Genomic DNA, 18,915 nt, shown 5'->3' with positions numbered 1-18,915 from the left:
CTGAAAGGACATCGTGATGCAAAAAATATTTGACAGTCATTTTCATATTATTGATCCCGCCTTCCCTTTAATTGAAAATAATGGCTTTTTACCCGCACCTTATACCACCGAGCAATATCTAACACAGCTCCAGGAATTGGGCTTGACTGCCACAGGTGGTGCCGTGGTGTCGGGTTCCTTTCAAGGCAATGATCAAACTTATTTTGAGCCAGTTCTAAAAGCGCTGGGGAAAAATTTTGTAGGCATCACCCAATTACCCACCGATACCACTGATCAAGCAATCCGCCGTTTAGATGGGATTGGGATCAAGGGGATTCGCTTTAACTTTTACCGGGGGTTAGGCACACCTTTAGCAGATGTACAAACATTAGCTCGGCGGGTTTATGATCTATGCGGCTGGCAAACCGAGTTTTATTTGAATCTGGCTACGGCTGACCCGGCCCTGTTAAAACTAATTTTGGCTTTGCCTAAGGTCTCCATTGATCATTTAGGGATGGCCAAAGTCGCCAACGATGACCTCAAGCGCCTATTAGCCGCGGGTATCCCGTTACGGCTCACTGGCTTTGGTCGGGTTGCTTATAGCCGTGCTGAATTGACCGCGTTAATTCCGGGATTGTATCAGGAAAATCCTGACGGTCTAATTTTCGGCAGTGACTTACCTGGCACCCGGGCTAAATATAGTTTTACCATGGCAGACGTGGATTTGGTTGCTGAAGCTTTACACCATGATCCAAAAGCTATTGAAAAGGTGTTACGATCCAACGGCGAGAATTGGTACTTATGATAGAACAATAGCCAAATAAAAAGAAAGTCCTTTAATAGCAACTTTCTCTTGGCTGATTGTAGAAAAAACGGCGTAACTTCAAATTACGTCGTTTTTTATTGTCCGGATTATTTTATAGTACTTTCAAGTCGTCCAATTGAAAATCATCATTGTCGTCGATTTCTGCCTTAGCATCCGTTGCGACAGTACTCACATTTTTCTTTAAGGCAATGACTATTGTTGCCGTAATTGCCACACCAATTAACGAGGCCAATAGGTAGGCCCATGGTTTTTGTGCAACCAGTGCCACGATCCAACCACCCCAAGGTGCTGGATTACCAGCGGCTAAACCCATAGCCGTTGCACTGGCTACTGAAGCGCCAATAATGTTTGCTGGAATGACCCTTAATGGATCACCCGCTGCAAATGGGATAGCCCCTTCAGAAATACCAACCAGCCCCATGACAATTGCCGCTTTCCCAGATTCACGTTCTTCTGTCGTAAATTTTTTAGGGGCAACAATTGTCGCTACACCCATGGCCAGTGGCGGCACACAGATAGCGACGCCGATTCCTGCCATAATAACCATGGCCGAATGACTTGGTAACCCAGTTGATGCATTGATCGTGCCTACCATGGCAACGCCAAAACTGTAGGCAACTTTGTTAACTGGACCACCCATATCAAAACCAATCATTGCACCTAAAACTAAGCCCAAAATAATTGAATTTCCTGTACCTAAACCGTTCAACCAAGCTGACAAGGCCTTCATCAAATTAGCAATTGGTAACCCAATCACCCATTGCATAAAACCACCAACAATAATTGTACTAACTAAGGGGATAATGAAAATCGGCATCACTGATTGGAGTGCACTGGGCACTTTAATCCGCCGAATAAAGAATACCGTGATACCCGCTAGTAATCCTGAAATAATACCGCCGATAAATCCGGCACCAATTGCATTGGCTAAATAGCCGCCAATGATACCAGGTGCTAACCCTGGTCGATCTGCCATGGAATAGGCAATATAACCAGATAGAATTGGCACCATTAAACCTAATCCAGCTGTTCCAATCCCGGCTAATTTTGCCAAGGCCCCACTAGTTGGTACTGCCGATTTTCCAGAAAATAGCACACTCAATGCCAATAAAACACCACCAGCTACAACAAATGGAATCATATAGGAGACACCTGTCATTAAATGTTTCTTAGTATCTTTCATCAGTTGTCCTAATTCATGCCACATTATTTTCACCTCTTAATAAGACTGACCTGTCTCTTCAATTGTATTAGCAACTACACTTCAGCTAATTTTGCCATGAGTTTTTTAACAATAATTGGAGATTTCCCAATCAAATCACCAGACGATACCCGCAGTACTAATTTGCCTTTGAACCGATCTTCATTTTTGATTCCAATGTCATTGGTTAAAATGACGACATCCGCGGCCTTAATGGCTGCCGTAGATAATTGATTTTCAATGCCAATTTGCCCCTGTGTTTCAACATGTACGTCACAGCCGGCAGCTTTAGCAGCAGTTTCTAAACTTTCAGCGGCCATATACGTATGGGCAACGCCAGAAGGACAAGCTGTAACGCCGACAAGATTAATTGGTTTTACTTCGTTCATGTCTATACCTCCAATGCTTTCGTTAAAGATTGACTAATAAGATCGATAACCTCTTGAGCTGTTTGACTAGTTCTGATTTTATTTCTAAAGTCCTCATGTATTAAATTTCTGGATAATGCTGATAACAGCCTAAGGTGTTCATCGCCCTTACTACTTTCCGGAACGGCTAATTGAAATATCAAATCAACTTTGCCACCATCCAGAGAAGCCCAGTCAATAGGTTCATGCAGCCTTGCAATCGCAACTGAAATATCTTTGACAGCATCCGTTTTGCCATGGGGAATTGCAATGCCGAACCCAATGCCAGTTGTTGTTAATGTTTCGCGTTTAATCACATTTTGAATATATCCTTCAAGATTGTTCAGGCGTCCCGCTTTATTCAATAGTTGACCCAATTGTCGAATTGCATCGTTTTTATCTTGTGTCTTTAAATCAAGATTAATGATATCTTTAGTCACTATTTCCATATTCGAACCCTCCAATACTTTTGCCTCTATGACATTAGCATACTTGATCTGGCAGCAAAGCTAAATAATTCCCAGATATATAAAGCGCTTTCATTTCATGCAATAGCGTTATCTCACGACTTTGCCAACTAATTAGGGACTAACATAATTCATTTTATGCACATATGTGCAATTCTAACTTAAAATTTAATCCTTCAGAACGTTTGGATCTAGCCTGAAGGATTTTGAGAACAATATCGTATTTTTAAATTTGCGGTGTTTCCGTCGGTAAACTTGCTACCGTTTGGTGGGCCCCAAAGTTTTCTTCCCAATCTTGGGTAAAATCAGCAACGGCTTGGCCAATGGCTGGCATCCCCAAACCGGATTTCAAAATGTCTACGCCCATAGTCACGGCTTGGGCCCCACAGGCTAACGCGGTAGTTACCTGGGCAACATTATGAAAACTGGCTGCCAAGATTTTAGTATTCGCTTGATTAGCGTTAATGGCATTGGCAAACGCCTGCACAACTGCAGCAGCATCAATGTTCATATTTGCCATCCGATTATAATAAGGGGCAATATAATCAGCCCCAGCTTGAATTGCCAACAGCCCTTGGAATTCAGTATAAATTGCTGTCGCTGTAATGTGGACACCTTCATGCTTCAACTGTTTAATTGCCGTTAAGCCCGCTTCATTAGTTGGTACTTTAATGAATACCTGGTCATCGATTTCTTTTAAAATCATATGGGCATCAGCAATCATCGCTTCGGCAGTTTGTCCAACAACTTGCACGTGTAAACTTTTATCTGGTCCTAAAATATGCCGAATTTGGCACATGTGATCAAAGAATTCAAAGTGGCCTTCTTTTTTACAAATCGTTGGATTAGATGTCACACCACTCAAAGGTATGATGGCATTATATTTCTCAATATCTGGTATATGCACTGTGTCTAGTAAAAATTCCATGTCCAAACTCCCTCTCGTCTTGTTGATAGTTACACAATAACAGCGACCAACAAATTTTTATATGTTTTCTGAGCCGTTTTTTTACAAATAGGGTTTTAATCCAATGGTTCTGCACCGTTCACTTTTTCGGTACGATTGTATTTGCACATATGTGCAAATACCGAATTGATAATTGTTGAAATTTTAAGACACAAAAACCCGAGCATGATTTTCATTTTCCAAAAATCATGCTCGGGTTTTATTTGGACTTAATCTAATGTTTAGTTGCTACCGCTATTGTCTGGAAAATACGGTTGCAATAAATTAGCCAGGCCTTCAATACTTCGGGTCTGAATCAGAATTGTACCCGTGCCTTGAAAATGGTTCACTAAGCCTTCCCCCGTCTTAAACCCAAAGGTGCCACTGGCAACTTCAATATTATAGTTCAGGCTTTGGCTCCAGGCCACGACGTTGCTGTTGTCCACGACATATTCATCATCACCTTGTAGCTCAACCGATATAATATCAGCATAACCTGACACTAAAAAGGTCCCGCTGCCTTCTGTCTCCATGACGAAAAGCCCACCGGTACCGCCGAAAACCGCGCCACTCAATTTTTGCCGGACCATTTGATAGCCAGTGCCCTCATCTGAGGCTAAATACGCACTAGTATTCAAGCGCCACTGCTGAGATCCATCAGTCTTCAATTCCCGGATCGCCCCCGGGTTAGCTGGTGCAATCAATAACTCACCGTTATCGGAATTACCGGTGGCCGTTGTAATAAAGAAGCTTTCACCACTAGTGACCGAGCGCCCCAATGCGCTCAACACACCACCAAAGCCCTTTTTACCATTGCTATTCATATGGCCCTCCAAGGCAACTTGACCATTATGGGCAATCATCGAGCCCCGCTCAATTTGAACTTGTTCACCCTTATGCAGATGTAATGTCACCGTGGGAAAAGCAGTGTCTTTAGAAATTGTGTAGTCCAATCATTCCAGCTCCTCTTAAAGTTTATTTTAGCTTAGTATAGCAAATAATTTACTAGCCCGCTGATTATGACCACTTGGTAAAACAACTATTTTGATGAGATTTCTAATATACGGGTTGCCGTTTCCTCGTCAGTGATCAAGGTATTTAAAATCCCCATGGCTAACAGAGCCTTGATAGAAGGTGCTTTAGTCAAAGACCGTGCCACCCCTATTGCATTGGGGACTTGGCGCAGATTGTCTAGCGGCACGGCAATGGTCCGATCTAATAAGCTACCCGTCAAAATTTTGCCATGACGATCAAAAAAAGTACAACAACAATCCCCAATAGCCTGACGTTCCCGCAACAATACGCGGTCTTCGTCAGTTAGTAAATCACGCCAACGACTGGCACTATTGGTTAACGGTCCCCCTATCCCCACAAACGCAATATCTAGATGCGCCCATAGCCGGCGAATATCACTGAAATATTGGGAATTGATAATGCCATCCCGAATATACTTTGATTCTTGAACCGCCGCTGCATCTACAAATAAGCTTTTACCACCAAATTGCCTGGCCGCATCATACACAATGCCATTCACATGATATTGAGAATTTGAAGGACTAGGTCCGCCAACTAAGGGGACAAAGGTGGCTTCTGTTTTCACTGGATTTTGTAATTGGCCAATCATCCCCACCAATACAGAGCCCCAGGCAAATCCCACGATATCCTTGGGTTTAATGATCCGTTTCAAGTACAAAGCCGCTGCTAGGGACAGGCGTTGATCTTTACTTTTGTTGCTTTCTTTGGGATAGCTAGGAATAATGAGAATATTTTTAAGCTGAAATTTCTCTTTTAAAGTCATTTCAAGGTCAAACAAGTCTGTATCGAAGTCGTTAATTTTAATACTCACAATCCCTAAATCCTTCGCTTGCTTCAACATACGACTAATCGTGGTCCGATAAATATTCAATTCCTTAGAAATTTCAGCTTGGGTGTAGTCTTCGATAAAATACAAATATGCCACTTTCGCTAATAGGCGTTTCTTATCATTATTCATCCCTATCCTCCCCTCAACGTACGGCAATCACATGGGTTAGTTGACTGATTTTTTGATAGTCTTTTGAATCTGGATCCAAATTGGTAATGACATGGTCCACTTGATCCCAAGTTCCCACCTGAACCAAAGATGAAACTTGAAATTTAGACTTGTCGATCAACAAAACTTTATTGGTGCTATTTTTCATTAATTGGCGTTTCATTTCCGCATCCCCAAAACTAGAAGAGCAAAAACCAGCGCGATCGGCGACCCCACTTGAACCTAAAAAACAATAATCTAGCTGTATCTGGGCGTAAGTTGCTTGGGGGGAAGTCCCTTGAAAGGACATGTCTGAGACATTGTAACGACCCCCGGTACTATAAAGGGTATTCGTTGTGCTCTGCAATGCAATTAAAGACAATAGTGAACTGGTGATAATCGTCAAATCCGGGACAGTGCTTAATAAACGGGCAAAAGTTGACACCGTACTCCCCTGATCTAAGCCAATGGTTAACGGCCGCTTAGGTAATAAATCAAAAGTCGTTGCGGCAATCTTTTCTTTATCAGCCTGATGAATATCGGTTCGTTGTGCCACTGGCGTCAAAGGTATATTTGGCACCAAGACAGCTTTCCCAAATTGTTTGATTACAAGGCCCTGCTGACTTAATATCTCAAGGTCTTTTCGAATCGTTTCGTCAGACACTTTAAACTGGGTAACGAATTCTCGGATTTTTACACTTTTTTTAGCCCGTAACATGGCTAACATCGCTTCACGACGTTGTTGTATCTGATCAGCTTTCATAATGTCTCTCCATTAAATTTATTGATGCTTTCATTATAAGGCAATTCCAATTAATTTCCAAATAAATATTGGCACTTTTGTGCAAAATTAGGCTATTTTTGCCTTAAATCCAAGTTTTTCTTGGAACTTTTGCAAAAATAAGCTATACTAATCTTGAAATTAAGTTACTAGGAGGGCTGATCATCATGGCTTCAACGTTATCCAAAACAATTCCCAGTTTTGAAAGTGTGCGACCGCATTCCCTTTTGCCAGAAATGAAGCAACATCTATTTGCCCAAAAACGTCAGATTTCCTTGGAAAGGGCCAAACTTTATACTGAAAGCTATCAAAAAACTGTTGGCGAACCTACGATTATGCGGCGGGCCAAAGCAACCGTACACATATTAGACAATGTTCAAATTAGCATTCGGCCAGGGGAACTTCTTGTTGGTAACCGAACGATCCGCCCCAGAAGTGGTATTTTGTCTCCGGAAATGGACCCTTATTGGATCATGAAAGAAATTGACACCATTGCCCAGCGACCCCAAGATGAATTTGAATTTACAGCGGCTGATAAGACTTATTATCGGGAAAAACTCCTCCCCTATTGGACCAATCAATCCATGAAAGACTTTATCAACGCCAAAATCCCTGCCGACGTTAAACAAGCTGAAGATGATTTAGTGATTAAATTAAACCAGACTGATAAGGGCCAAGGTCATATCATCATGGACTTCCCCGTGATTTTAAATCATGGTATTCAATATCTCTTGGATTTAGTTCAAACACACATTGATCAACAACCGGCCAATGATTTCTATCAAAGTGCCCAATTAGTATTTCAAGGTATGCAGCGTCACTTTGAACGTTACGCACAATTAGCCGAAACCATGGCGCAAGATCCAGCAACCCCTGCTTATCGCAAGATTGAATTGCAAGAAATGGCGGCCATGTGTCGGCGCTTAAAAACAAAAGCCCCAAAAAGTTTCTATGAGGCCTTACAACTTCTGTGGCTGACTAGCATTGTTGGTCAATACGAATCCAACGCTTCTTCATTATCCTTAGGCCGGATGGATCAGTACCTATATCCTTTTTATCAGATGTCCCAAAAAGCCCAAGTCCCAAAAACATTTCTGCGGGAAGTCTTAGGTGACTTCTACCTGAAAACGAACGATGTGGTCTTGTTAAGAAGTGCTGAAAGTGCTAAATGTTTTGCCGGCTTCCCAACCGGTTATACCGTGGCGTTAGGGGGTCTAGACAAATATGGACAATATGCGGTCAACGACTTATCCTATCAAATGTTAGACCTCTACCAGGCCATCCAACTCCCCCAGCCAAACCTGTCTGTCCGGATCAACACGCAGATCCCCCAGCGCTTCTTGATGAAAACTTGTGAGACCATTCGCTACGGCACCGGAATCCCAATGCTGTTTAATGATGAAGTCTGTGTCCCAGGTTTTCTAAGCAAGGGCGTTTCTTTAGACGATGCCAGAGATTATGCCGTGGTGGGTTGTGTTGAAACTACCATTCCTGGTAAAACCTATGGCCTCCATGATATCGCCCTATTCAACTTATTGCGCATTATGGAATTGGCCCTTTATGATTTGGAAAATGATCCCACTGTGACCTATGCTAAATTACGGCAACATATTCTGGATAAGATTGATGCTTATGTGAAAATCGTGACCACCGGCTCTGATGTGGTGGACTTGGGCCATCGTCAGTTCGCCCCGACGCCTTTTTTATCCGCATTGATCGCAGATTGCCTAAAAAATGGCCAAGATGTCACAGCCGGTGGGGCCCGTTATAACTTCTCTGGGGTGCAGGGTATTGGTGAACCCAACTTAGCGGATGCCTTATATGCCATTAAACAAGTCGTCTTTGAAAATCACGAGTTGACCTTCAAAGAACTCGTGACTCACTTAGCGCATAATTTTGCCGGTGCAACTGGTGAAGCCTTACGGCAACACTTGATTCAAGATGTTGACAAATATGGTAACGACAATCCTGAATTGGACCTGGAATGTGCCAAGTTCTTCCGGCACTATGCCCTGGAACTAGGCAAATACCGTAATATTCGCGGCGGGGAATTTAACGCCGGTGCCTACACGGTTTCCGCCCATATTCCTTTAGGTGAAGATGTGGGTGCCACCCCAGATGGCCGCAAAGCCCATGAGCAATTAGCCGATGGTGGCTTGTCTCCCATGGTGGGCCGTGACAAATTAGGTCCAACCGCCGTCTTAAAATCTGTCAGTAAAATAGATAACACCCTCGCCGTCAACGGCAGCTTATTAAACTTAAAATTTTCACCGAATACCTTAAAAGGCCCCGCTGGCTTGAAAAAGTTCGCTGATTTCTTAATGGCCTTTACCCAGTTGAAAATTCGCCATGTGCAATTTAATGTTCAATCCAAAGAAACGTTGCTTGACGCCCAAAAGCATCCTGAAAACTATGCTGGCCTAGTAGTCCGTGTGGCCGGTTATAGCGCCTTCTTTGTAGATCTGAACAAACGGATTCAAGACGATATCATTCGGCGGGCTGAACACACACTTTAATGATCAGCAATCTTTTGGGAGGTTTTTAAAATGGCGGCAGGTGACCAAGGTTTAGTATTTAACATTCAACGCTACTCGGTGCACGATGGTCCGGGTATTCGTACGATCATATTTCTCCAGGGCTGTCCTCTGCATTGTCCTTGGTGCAGTAATCCTGAATCTCAAGGGGCGGTTAAACCCCTGACTTGGGTTAAAAATGGGCAAACAGAGACCATTACCAAGTGGTTAACCGTGGCTGAAGTCATGGCAGAGATTGAAAAAGATGAAGTCTTCTACCGTAACTCTGGGGGTGGTGTGACCCTTTCTGGAGGTGAATGTCTCATGCAAGCAGATTTTTCAGCTAATATTTTAAAGGCGTCCCAGGCATTGGGGATTAGCACGGCCATTGAAACCACTGGTGCGCTACCACTAACAGCCATCCAAAAGGTCTTGCCCTATACTGATTATGTGTTATTCGACTTAAAAATAATGGCTTTACAAAGATCCAAACAAATCATTGGTGACAATACCGCTTGGGTTAAAGCCAGTTTTGAAGCGGCTTTAGCGGCTGATGACACGACGGTCATCCCTAGAATTCCGCTGATTCCAGGTTTTACCACCCCCTGGGATAACCTTCAACAGATTGCTGACTATGTGACCAGTCTAGGTATTCGAGAAGTTCATATTCTTCCCTTCCATCAATATGGCAGTCAAAAATACGATTACCTTAAATGGCCCTATACTTTAAAAGACACCCCTTTATTAACAGCTGCCGAAGTCAGTCACATCCATGATTTCTTTGCAGCCCGTGAAATCAAAGCGGTGGTCAGTGGTCTAGAATAAGCTAAGTTAAATTAGTTCCTGTCTAAATAAATCAACTAGGTTGTCTGAAGTTGATTTATTTTTTTAGTCATCATTTCCTAAATCCAACCAGTTGATATGCTAGACTTGAAATATCCTCATGATGACTTACGATAAACCTATCACTTATTAACCCAGCATTAACGTCTCGTTCAATGAGACACCGGAGGTTTTTATGTTCGATTTAAATAAATTAATGACTGAATCACGTAATGATAAATCCCAGCATTTAGATGACATGTCCATCGCCGCTATTTTAAAACTAATGAATGCCGAAGATCAGACCGTCCCCCAAAATGTGGCTAAAGCTTTGCCGCAAATTCAAGCTGCCGTTGAAAAAATCGTACACAGCTTTCAACACCAGGGTCGCTTATTTTATATTGGCGCCGGGACTTCGGGGCGCTTGGGCGTGTTAGATGCGGCGGAGTGTGTCCCCACTTTTGGCACCGATCCTGAAATGGTCCAGGGGTTGATTGCTGGGGGGATGCCCGCCATGACGACCGCCGTGGAGGGGGCTGAAGACGACCAAAACTTAGCGGCAACTGCCCTAAAGGCCCGGCAATTAACCCCCCAAGATACGGTGGTGGGTATCGCTGCCAGTGGCCGCACCCCTTATGTGCTGGGCGGCCTAGATTATGCTGCCCAGATTGGCGCCAGTACCATTAGCCTGGCCTGCAACCAAGGGGCTTGCATTAGTCAACACGCCCAAATCGCCATTGAAGTGCCGGTGGGCCCAGAAGTGTTGACCGGATCTACCCGCTTAAAATCCGGGACAGCGCAGAAATTAGTTTTGAATATGTTGTCCACCACGGCCATGATCAAAATTGGTAAAGTTTACCAAAATTTAATGGTGGACGTGCGCCCTACCAATGCCAAATTAATCGAGCGGGCCAAACAGATCATCATGGCCGCTACCGACTGTGACTATGCCACCGCTGAACGCTTTTTTAGCGCCAGTGATCAAAATGTTAAACTTGCCATTGTCATGCTGTTAACGGACTTAACCAAAACAGAGGCCCAAGCCCGCTTGAACAAAGCCCAAGGATTCGTTGGAAAGTCCTTGGAAAAATAACTGTATTTACCCCATCTAGCCAGACTTCTACCCGGAATTTGCCGGTATAACTGGTGCCTGAACCGCCTATACTGATTGTGATTCATTTAACATTTACCTATGCTCAGGTATAATGGGACGTGAAAGGGGCGTTTTTATAATGACAAAATACAAATTTTTAGAACCGTATTCATTTCCGAACAAACCAATCACACTGAAAAATCGGATGGTCATTCCGCCAATGACTGAATGTATGTCTTTTCATGATGGCAACGTGACTCAAGATGAACTAGACTATTATGCCCAACATACTGGTGGTGTGGGGTTATTTATCACGGCGGTAGCTTATGTCAATGAACTGGGCAAGGGTTTTGAAGGCGAATTGAGCATTGCCGATGATAAATATCTCCCTGGTTTGAAGAAACTGGCCAGTGCCATCCAACAAAACGGCACCAAGGCCATCATTCAAATCTTCTCAGCCGGCCGCATGAGCAGTACCGCTATCTTACGGGGCCAACAGCCAGTGAGTGCCAGTGCCGTCAAAGCTTTACGGGCTGGTTCAGAAACACCACGGGCATTAACGGAGCCGGAAATTGAAGAAACCATTGAAGATTTTGGCGCCGCCACAAAAAGAGCCATTGACGCTGGTTTTGATGGGGTGGAGATCCATGGCGCCAACACTTATTTAATCCAACAATTCTTCTCCCCTAACTCCAACCAACGGACGGACCAATGGGGCGGTAGTTTCGAAAATAGAACCAAATTCCCATTGGCAATTATTGCCAAAGTTCACCAAGTTGTTGCTCAATACGCTAAAAAGCCATTTATCGTCGGTTATCGTATTTCCCCAGAGGAAATCGAAAAACCCGGGATTACCTTTGAAGATACCTTGAAATTCGTGGACATTTTAAAGGATCAACCAATTGATTACTTACATGTTTCCATGGGCGACGTTTGGCGTAAATCCCTGAACGATCCTAAGGTCACCACGCCTTTGAACGAAACGATTCAACAACATCTGCAAGGTAAAGTTCCCATGATCGTCGTGGGGGATGTGCAAACACCACAGGATGCGGAAAAAGCAGCTGATGCTAACTTTGAACTCATTGCCCTAGGTCGCCAGATTTTACGGGAACCCCAATGGGTGCAAAAAGTCGAAGCTGACGATGAAAAATCAATTCGCTACGCCATTTCACCAGCTGATCTGGACGAATTAGGTATCAAACCACCATTCCTAGATATCTTGTTAGCCCTCACCGGCCCCAATGGCATCCCGTTAACCACCGCGCAACAAGTGGACCGCCAAGATGCCAATGCTGGCTTGGACCACTTCTTAGGTGGCGGGGAATAACTTAACAATTGCACGGCTAGCTTAGGTTTAAGACCAAGTTAGCCGTTTTATTACGCCCTGAAAACGGCTATACTTATATTATCTTTTTTTCGAAAGGAAGTTCCGCCATGATTAAAGCCATTGCCCTGGATATGGACAACACTTTACTGAATTCGCAAAAACAAATCAGCCCGTTAAATCAACAGGTTTTAAAAAAATTACATCAACAAGGTATTCAAATCATCCTCTGCTCGGGTCGCGCTTTTGGCGCGTTAGAACCCTACTTAAAAACCCTTGACCTATTAAGTCCTGAAGATGTCTGTGTCTGTTTTAATGGCGGGTTAGTTCGAAAAACTGGCATTCATGAGGTGATCGCCGTTCAAAGTCTCAGCAAAAATGAGATTCAACCTCTGTACGACCTGGCCAAAACCCACCATTTTCCTTTAGATATATTGGCAGAAGATTTAGTGTATTCTTTGGTTGAACTGGGTAAATCGGACTATCAAAAGTTCTTGGGTACTTTAATGCCCTTTAAGGATACTAACTTTGCCGCCATTCCTGAGGCTGGTAAATACTTAAAAGTTGTTTCTGAAGCACCAACTAGCACTTTGTCCCAAGCAGCCCAATTAACCGCTGACTTGCCCGTGACCCAGACCCGCTCCCGGGCTACCTTGCTGGAATTCTTACCCCAGGGTGTGAATAAACAAGTGGGGTTAGCAGCGGCTTTAAAACACTTTCACTTGACGTCGGCAGAATTAATGGCCTTTGGGGATGAAGATAATGACAAGGAAATGCTGACCTATGCCGGTATTGGGGTAGCCATGGGTAACGCCGTGCCAGCCATTTTGGCATTGGCCGATCAAGTCACCGCGACCAATGATCAAGATGGGGTAGCAAAGGCATTAATGACAGCATTTCAATTGACGCCACAAGATCTATAACTAATCACCTAGCAACAATCCCTGTTGTTTTGTAAATTTTATGTATTTTTATACAGTCCGGCGCATACGCGCGGGGCTATTTTTGATGGCCACATTACGTCGGCAGCGTTTACAAAATAGTTTGAAAACTTATACCTGCCTTTTACAGAAAATGCGCCGGTGTTTTACATTACCTTGTTATCCTTGTTCTTGTACGAAAAACAAGGAGGAAAAGAAATGAGTCACTTGCAGTCCCACAAATCCAAATTCACCATCTTACTAATGAGTTTTTTGGTGTTAATCGGTAGTTTTATTGGTTTCATCGCCCCAGCCCACCCCGTTAAGGCCGCTTCAAACACCCTGACGGTGGTGTTTATCCCCAATGATTCCGTGAAAGAAGTGGAACCTGCCCGAGAAGCTTTGACCAAAGCCATCAGCAAAGCCACCGGGAAAAAAGTTCAGATTCAAACCACAACTGATTACAACATCGCCATCCAAGCCATTGCTTCCGGTAAAGCGCAATTAGCGTTGCTAGGACCCGATGGCTATATTCAGGCCCGGAGCCAGAACAAAAAAGTTGAACCGATCCTGACTTATTCTGGCAAGTCCGGGACTTTAAAAGACGCCTATTATCACAGTTATATTATGGTGCCGAAAAACAAAGCCGCTGAATATAAAAAAGATGGGCAATATAGTTTAGACAAGATCAAAGGTAAGAAAATGGCTTTTGTGTCCAACACCTCAACTTCCGGTTTTGCGGTACCAGCAGGCGCTATCAAAACCCAATTTAAGTTAAAAGATACTGACCAGTTATCCCAAAATGGCAAGTTCTTCTCTAAAGTCACTTTTGCCGGGTCTCATCAAGGTTCCGCGTTGAGCTTATTCAAAGGTGACGTGGATGTGGCGGCTTTTGATGATATGGATTTGACTCAATATGGCAAATTTATCAATGGTAACGAAAAAGCTGGTTCAATTTTTAAAGTGAACAAAAAAGCCTCTGCGCCTTTCCAATCTGTACCCGGAAAGGAAAGCTTAGCGATTGCCGCTTATGAAGTCCAAAACGAACCCTTAGTTGCCAATGGCAGCCAAATCAGCAAAGGTGATATCGCCAAGATCCAAAAGGCCTTGACCGCCAAAGCTGTTACCAATGATCCCCATTTCTTCGCCCCAGAAAATGCCAAGCAACGGGGTCTGTTCACCAAAGATGGTCAAACCCAATTCGTGAAAGTCACTGATAGCTGGTATAAACCAACTCATAAAGTTTTAGGGAAATAATGGAGGTTATCATCAATGTTAACTGTTAAAAATTTAACCAAAACCTACAATGGCGCCAAACGTTCCCTGGAAATGGTGTCCTTCACCGTGCGTCCGGGAGAAATGACCGCCATCATTGGACCTTCTGGCGCTGGGAAAACAACGATTTTACGCAGCATCAATCAATTGATCCCAGACGATTCAGGAGAAATATTTTTAGATGATCAAGACATTCGCCAACTCAACAAACAAGGTCTGCGCCGGGTACGCCATCGCATCGGGATGATTTTTCAAAATTATAATCTTGTGGACCAATTAACGGCCATCGAAAATGTTTTACACGGCCGCCTAGGGGCTAAATTAGCCCTGGCTGGTATGTTGTCCCTTTATTCCCGGGAAGAAAAACAAGAAGCCTTGGACTTACTGGCGGAAATGGGCTTGGCCGATTTTGCCTATAAGCGCTGCAGCGACCTATCCGGGGGACAAAAACAACGGGTGGGGATCGCCCGGGCCTTGATGCAACATCCCAAGATCATTTTGTGTGATGAGCCCATCGCTTCTTTGGACCCCAAGTCCACCACCCTGGTCATGGATATCTTGAAGAAACTAACCACCACTCAAGACATCAGTATTTTGATCAACTTACACCAAGTGGATATCGCCAAAGCTTATGCCGACCATATCGTGGGCATCAATCAGGGCCTAGTGGTCTTTGATGCCGATGCGGCGGCTTTGTCCAATGAAGCCATTCAAGAAATTTACGCTTAGAAAGGAGATTGGCTATGCTACAAAAGCAAACCACCAGTACCCGCTTCTTTCGAACGAAACTCACCAAGGCCCTGGCTTTGGTGGCCGGCATCATTGTGCTTTACATCGTGACAGCTTTGACCCTGGGATACGACCTCACGTCCTTTGGGGCCATTAGCCAAGGTTTTGCCTGGTTGTTCCATTATTTCATGCCCACCGGTAACGTCTTACAGTTCCTTGGAGCCATCGTCACCCAAATTTTTAGAACTTTCTTAATTGCCGTATGTGCTACCACCGTGGCTTCAGTCTTCGCCATTATTTTAGCCTTAGTGGGGGCCAAAAATGCCGGCCTTATCCCCGTGATTGGGATTTTCATTAAGGGCCTAGCCTCTTTCTTGCGTAACATCCCCCTAGCCGCCTGGGCCTTGATCTTAGTCTTTTCCTTCAAGCAAAATGAACTCACTGGTTTTCTTGCCCTGTTCTTCATGAGCCTCGGCTTTTTGACCCGAGCCTTCATTGAAACCATCGAAGATTACGGTACCGACACCATCAAAGCCTTAGAAGCAACCGGGGCCACTTATCCGCAAATCGTTTGCCAAGCGATTCTACCGGCTTTGGCCGTACCCTTGTGTGAATGGGTCTTGTATATGATCGAAAACAATATTCGTGACGCGGTCCTCGTTGGTTTGATCACCGGATCTGGCATCGGCTTTTTATTCGACCTGTACTTCAAGAGCCTGCGCTATAATGCCGCTGGCCTCGTCGTTTTAGGCGTTGTGGTCCTTGTGATTGCTTGGGAAATCCTGTCCATTCAACTAAAGAAAAGGATTGAACATCATGCGAAAGATTGACGTATTAGAAAATCAAAATTTACCTGGAGATTTCAAAGCCCGGCCAAAAACAATTTCGATTTTAAAAATCAAATTACAAGACCATCAGCGCTTGAGTATTTACTTGATCTTAGGCAGTTTGTTCTTAACCACTGTCTTAGCCCTACCCACCTTGATCCCCGCCAAATTCAATTTGGCTAGCGCCCTGGCTGGCTTTTTCGACAACCTTAAGATCATGTTCTTACAACCTAATTTGGGGGATGACACCTTTCAAGCCCTCTTAAAGGGGCTGGGCCAAAGTATTGCCCTAGCCGTTTTGACCACCATCATCGGGGCGATTTTGGCCTTTGGCTTCGGTCTCATGGCTGCCCGCAACTTGGCACCCGTCTGGTTGTCCACCATTGTTCAAAGTGTCATGGCCTTCATTCGGGCCATCCCCACCATCATTTGGGTATTGATCTACAGTATCACCTTGGGCTTGGGGCCAAATGCCGCTGTCCTAGGCTTGACCTTTCACAGTGTGGCCTATTTAACTAAGGTCTATGCGGACAGTTTTGAAGACATTGCGCCGGAAGTACTCAATGCCTTACGGGCCACAGGGGCTGGTTTTTTAGCCCTGGTCTTCCAAGTACTTGTGCCTTCCAGTATGAAACGCCTGCTCAGTTGGACCTTCATCCGCTTTGAAATCAACTTTGCCGATGCGGTGGCCGTTGGTGCCGCCGCCGGTGCTGGCGGGATTGGTTACCAGTTGTTCATGGCCAGCAATATTTACTTTAACTTCCATGAAGTGGGGACCTTGGTTTACTTAGTGTTAGCCTTTGCGTTGGTCTTGGAATTTGTTTCCTACCAAATGCGGACCCGCTTGATGAAATAACCTCAATCATAAAAAGGATGTGCCCCATATGCGTGTTGAAGCAGTTGTATTTGATTGGGCTGGAACTACCGTAGATTTTGGTAGTTTAGCGCCGATTTTGGCTTTCAAAGCCGCCTTTAAAGACTTTGGCATTGATGTTTCTGATGCCACCATTCGCCAAGATATTGGCTTAAATAAATTAGCCCATGTGCAAAAAATATTAGCCGACTCAGAGGTTCAAAATCTCTGGCAAGAAAAAAATCCTGAAATTGATTTAGAATCCGCCGTAGATGAAGTCTACGCCCGTTTTCAGAAATTGATCGATCACCACATTGCGGCCACGGCCCAATTGACCCCGGGGATGCCCATTGCCTTAGCTTATTTAGCAGCCAACCATATCAAAGTGGCTTCCACTTCTGGGTATACCCAACCGATGATCGCCACTGCCTTGGCCGCTACGGCACCCCAAGGTTACGCCCCCCTAGTGAATATCACCTCTGAATTAACCGCCGGGGTGGGTCGGCCAGCACCGGATATGTTAAACCTGGCCATTCAAGAACTTGGTGTCTCTGATCCCCAGGCCGTCATTAAAGTGGGGGATACCATCAATGATATCTTAGAAGCCAAAAACGCTGGGGCCATTGCGGTTGGTGTCATCAACAGTAGTAATTTAATTGGCTTGTCCGAACCCCAGTGGTTGGCCTTAGATATGGACCGACAAGCGGAACTTGCCACAGAAGCCCGCAAAATCTTCACCCGCACAGGCGCAGACTATGTGATCGCCACCATGGCGGAATTACCTGCACTAATAGACAAAATTAATACATTAGGAGTGACTGATCATGAAAATGTTGTTGACGCCCGGACCAATTAGTACCACTGATACCGTTAAACGGGCTATGTTAGCCGACTATGGCACTTGGGATTCTGACTACTTAAAATTAACCGAAAAAGTTCGCAGCCAATTGGTGGCCGTTGCTAATGGCAATGCTAATTACGCCAGTATTTTATTGCAAGGCAGTGGGACTTATGCCGTGGAAGCTACTTTGGGGTCAGCGATTCCCAAACAAGGGGCAGTTTTACTGTTAGCCATTAACGGTGCCTATGGCCAACGGATGGCTGAAATTGCCGATTATTTAAGCATCCCCCACATCAATGTGGTTTTTGAAGACACAGAAGTGATTGACCCCGCCCAGATTTTAAAAGCGGCCGCCGATCATCCAGAGATCACCCACTTCGCCATGGTCCACTGCGAAACCACGACGGGTATTCTGAATCCCATTGAAGCGATTATCCCTAACTTAGCCGCCCAAGGCATTGTCACCATTGTGGATGCCATGTCTAGTTTTGGCGGGGTACCCCTGAACGTGGTGAATCTGGGCGTGGATTACGTCATCAGTAGCGCCAACAAATGCCTGCAAGGTGAGCCCGGTATTGGCTTTGTCATTGCCAAACAAACCACTATTGCCAAAACCCGGGGCAATGCCCGCTCTTTGGCCTTAGATTTGTTTGATCAATATGATACCTTTGAAAAACATCCGGGCAAATGGCGTTTCACTTCCCCCACCCAAGTTTTAGCAGCCTTGGCAGAGGCTTTGCAGGAATTAAAGGCTGAAGGTGGCGTGCAAGTTCGCTACCAACGCTATATCACCAATCAACGCTCCCTAAGCGCTGGCATGGCAACTTTAGGCTATGAACCCCTGTTAGATGCCACGGCCCAATCGCCAATCATTACCACCTTCAGATATCCGGATGCCGATTTTGATTTCCAAAACTTCTACGATTTCTTGAAAAAACATGATTTCCTGATCTACCCTGGCAAACTCACTGAAATTGATAGTTTCCGGGTAGGTAATATCGGTGCCGTTTATGAGACCGACATCGCCCGCTTCTTGAGCATCGTCAAACAATATGACGGCGCCACCGTGGCAAAAAAACTCGTCAAATAAGTTGAAT

Annotated in this window: 19 protein-coding genes; 12 read left to right on the top strand and 7 right to left on the bottom strand. The window is 44.6% G+C overall.

Going from position 1 to position 18,915, the window contains the following annotated elements; genetic code table 11:
• Positions 1-16 precede the first annotated feature (16 nt).
• Entirely contained in the window at positions 17-784 is a 768-nt protein-coding gene (locus tag FC83_RS15030; protein ID WP_035454334.1) for an amidohydrolase family protein, read from the top strand.
• A 112-nt stretch (positions 785-896) separates the two neighbouring features.
• On the opposite strand, the gene FC83_RS15025 is transcribed toward FC83_RS15030, so the two are convergent.
• From FC83_RS15025 to FC83_RS14995, 7 genes are all read right to left on the bottom strand, one after another.
• The gene (locus FC83_RS15025) at positions 897-2,012 is read right to left on the bottom strand and encodes a PTS fructose transporter subunit IIC (RefSeq protein ID WP_035454331.1); all 1,116 of its coding nucleotides are present in this window, start codon (positions 2,010-2,012) and stop codon (positions 897-899) included.
• A 50-nt stretch (positions 2,013-2,062) separates the two neighbouring features.
• A complete protein-coding gene (locus tag FC83_RS15020) occupies positions 2,063-2,377 on the bottom strand; it encodes a PTS fructose-like transporter subunit IIB (protein ID WP_035454395.1) in 315 nt (104 codons plus the stop codon).
• Between the two features lie 20 nt (positions 2,378-2,397).
• Positions 2,398-2,862, bottom strand: a complete 465-nt coding sequence (locus FC83_RS15015) for a PTS sugar transporter subunit IIA (protein WP_035454329.1) — start codon at positions 2,860-2,862, stop codon at positions 2,398-2,400.
• Positions 2,863-3,106: 244 nt separating this feature from the next.
• On the bottom strand, positions 3,107-3,808 hold the full coding sequence (locus FC83_RS15010; protein ID WP_057002953.1) for a fructose-6-phosphate aldolase: 702 nt from the start codon (positions 3,806-3,808) through the stop codon (positions 3,107-3,109).
• Positions 3,809-4,068: 260 nt separating this feature from the next.
• Positions 4,069-4,779: a TIGR00266 family protein gene (locus FC83_RS15005; RefSeq protein ID WP_035454328.1), complete on the bottom strand. Its 711-nt coding sequence runs from the start codon at positions 4,777-4,779 to the stop codon at positions 4,069-4,071.
• An 86-nt stretch (positions 4,780-4,865) separates the two neighbouring features.
• Positions 4,866-5,819 carry a sugar-binding transcriptional regulator gene (locus FC83_RS15000; RefSeq protein ID WP_035454324.1) on the bottom strand — a complete coding sequence of 318 codons (954 nt, stop codon included), beginning with the start codon at positions 5,817-5,819 and terminating at the stop codon, positions 4,866-4,868.
• A 13-nt stretch (positions 5,820-5,832) separates the two neighbouring features.
• Positions 5,833-6,600, bottom strand: coding sequence for a DeoR/GlpR family DNA-binding transcription regulator (locus tag FC83_RS14995; protein ID WP_035454321.1), 768 nt, complete (start codon positions 6,598-6,600; stop codon positions 5,833-5,835).
• Between the two features lie 185 nt (positions 6,601-6,785).
• Between FC83_RS14995 and FC83_RS14990 the strand changes: the two genes are divergently transcribed.
• From FC83_RS14990 to phnW, 11 genes are all read left to right on the top strand, one after another.
• Complete coding sequence (locus FC83_RS14990; RefSeq protein ID WP_152537764.1) at positions 6,786-9,134, top strand: formate C-acetyltransferase; 2,349 nt, start codon at positions 6,786-6,788, stop codon at positions 9,132-9,134.
• A 30-nt stretch (positions 9,135-9,164) separates the two neighbouring features.
• Positions 9,165-9,956, top strand: coding sequence for a radical SAM protein (locus FC83_RS14985; protein ID WP_035454316.1), 792 nt, complete (start codon positions 9,165-9,167; stop codon positions 9,954-9,956).
• Between the two features lie 193 nt (positions 9,957-10,149).
• Positions 10,150-11,046, top strand: a complete 897-nt coding sequence (murQ, locus tag FC83_RS14980; protein ID WP_035454314.1) for an N-acetylmuramic acid 6-phosphate etherase — start codon at positions 10,150-10,152, stop codon at positions 11,044-11,046.
• Positions 11,047-11,185: 139 nt separating this feature from the next.
• Complete coding sequence (locus FC83_RS14975; RefSeq protein ID WP_057002952.1) at positions 11,186-12,376, top strand: NADH-dependent flavin oxidoreductase; 1,191 nt, start codon at positions 11,186-11,188, stop codon at positions 12,374-12,376.
• A gap of 107 nt (positions 12,377-12,483) precedes the next feature.
• The gene (locus FC83_RS14970; protein WP_057002951.1) at positions 12,484-13,296 is read left to right on the top strand and encodes a Cof-type HAD-IIB family hydrolase; all 813 of its coding nucleotides are present in this window, start codon (positions 12,484-12,486) and stop codon (positions 13,294-13,296) included.
• A 216-nt stretch (positions 13,297-13,512) separates the two neighbouring features.
• Positions 13,513-14,550, top strand: a complete 1,038-nt coding sequence (locus FC83_RS14965; protein WP_035454312.1) for a phosphate/phosphite/phosphonate ABC transporter substrate-binding protein — start codon at positions 13,513-13,515, stop codon at positions 14,548-14,550.
• Positions 14,551-14,565: 15 nt separating this feature from the next.
• Positions 14,566-15,297, top strand: coding sequence for a phosphonate ABC transporter ATP-binding protein (gene phnC / locus FC83_RS14960; RefSeq protein WP_057002950.1), 732 nt, complete (start codon positions 14,566-14,568; stop codon positions 15,295-15,297).
• A 14-nt stretch (positions 15,298-15,311) separates the two neighbouring features.
• On the top strand, positions 15,312-16,127 hold the full coding sequence (locus tag FC83_RS14955) for an ABC transporter permease subunit (RefSeq protein WP_057002949.1): 816 nt from the start codon (positions 15,312-15,314) through the stop codon (positions 16,125-16,127).
• Entirely contained in the window at positions 16,114-16,980 is an 867-nt protein-coding gene (locus tag FC83_RS14950; RefSeq protein ID WP_052004844.1) for a PhnE/PtxC family ABC transporter permease, read from the top strand. The genes FC83_RS14955 and FC83_RS14950 overlap by 14 nt, the downstream gene beginning before the upstream one ends.
• 28 nt (positions 16,981-17,008) lie before the next feature.
• Positions 17,009-17,833 (top strand): phosphonoacetaldehyde hydrolase, encoded by an 825-nt coding sequence (gene phnX, locus FC83_RS14945; protein WP_057002948.1) that lies wholly within the window; start codon positions 17,009-17,011, stop codon positions 17,831-17,833.
• Complete coding sequence (gene phnW / locus FC83_RS14940; RefSeq protein ID WP_057002947.1) at positions 17,802-18,908, top strand: 2-aminoethylphosphonate--pyruvate transaminase; 1,107 nt, start codon at positions 17,802-17,804, stop codon at positions 18,906-18,908. Before phnX ends, phnW begins: the two co-directional genes overlap by 32 nt.
• Positions 18,909-18,915 lie beyond the last annotated feature (7 nt).

It is taken from the genome of Agrilactobacillus composti DSM 18527 = JCM 14202, assembly GCF_001436375.1.
Classification (GTDB): domain Bacteria; phylum Bacillota; class Bacilli; order Lactobacillales; family Lactobacillaceae; genus Agrilactobacillus; species Agrilactobacillus composti.
This window is presented reverse-complemented; position numbering and strand designations above follow the sequence as displayed.

Bases quoted from the DNA above. Each gene is read 5' to 3' on its own strand.
- murQ (WP_035454314.1), top strand. From the start codon at position 10,150: ATGTTCGATTTAAATAAATTAATGACTGAATCACGTAATGATAAATCC.
- FC83_RS15030 (WP_035454334.1), top strand. From the start codon at position 17: ATGCAAAAAATATTTGACAGTCATTTTCATATTATTGATCCCGCCTTC.
- FC83_RS15025 (WP_035454331.1), bottom strand. From the start codon at position 2,012: ATGTGGCATGAATTAGGACAACTGATGAAAGATACTAAGAAACATTTA.
- FC83_RS14990 (WP_152537764.1), top strand. From the start codon at position 6,786: ATGGCTTCAACGTTATCCAAAACAATTCCCAGTTTTGAAAGTGTGCGA.
- FC83_RS14970 (WP_057002951.1), top strand. From the start codon at position 12,484: ATGATTAAAGCCATTGCCCTGGATATGGACAACACTTTACTGAATTCG.
- FC83_RS14950 (WP_052004844.1), top strand. From the start codon at position 16,114: ATGCGAAAGATTGACGTATTAGAAAATCAAAATTTACCTGGAGATTTC.
- FC83_RS14955 (WP_057002949.1), top strand. From the start codon at position 15,312: ATGCTACAAAAGCAAACCACCAGTACCCGCTTCTTTCGAACGAAACTC.
- FC83_RS15000 (WP_035454324.1), bottom strand. From the start codon at position 5,819: ATGAATAATGATAAGAAACGCCTATTAGCGAAAGTGGCATATTTGTAT.
- FC83_RS15015 (WP_035454329.1), bottom strand. From the start codon at position 2,862: ATGGAAATAGTGACTAAAGATATCATTAATCTTGATTTAAAGACACAA.
- FC83_RS14985 (WP_035454316.1), top strand. From the start codon at position 9,165: ATGGCGGCAGGTGACCAAGGTTTAGTATTTAACATTCAACGCTACTCG.
- FC83_RS14995 (WP_035454321.1), bottom strand. From the start codon at position 6,600: ATGAAAGCTGATCAGATACAACAACGTCGTGAAGCGATGTTAGCCATG.
- FC83_RS14975 (WP_057002952.1), top strand. From the start codon at position 11,186: ATGACAAAATACAAATTTTTAGAACCGTATTCATTTCCGAACAAACCA.
- phnC (WP_057002950.1), top strand. From the start codon at position 14,566: ATGTTAACTGTTAAAAATTTAACCAAAACCTACAATGGCGCCAAACGT.
- FC83_RS15010 (WP_057002953.1), bottom strand. From the start codon at position 3,808: ATGGAATTTTTACTAGACACAGTGCATATACCAGATATTGAGAAATAT.
- FC83_RS14965 (WP_035454312.1), top strand. From the start codon at position 13,513: ATGAGTCACTTGCAGTCCCACAAATCCAAATTCACCATCTTACTAATG.
- phnX (WP_057002948.1), top strand. From the start codon at position 17,009: ATGCGTGTTGAAGCAGTTGTATTTGATTGGGCTGGAACTACCGTAGAT.
- phnW (WP_057002947.1), top strand. From the start codon at position 17,802: ATGAAAATGTTGTTGACGCCCGGACCAATTAGTACCACTGATACCGTT.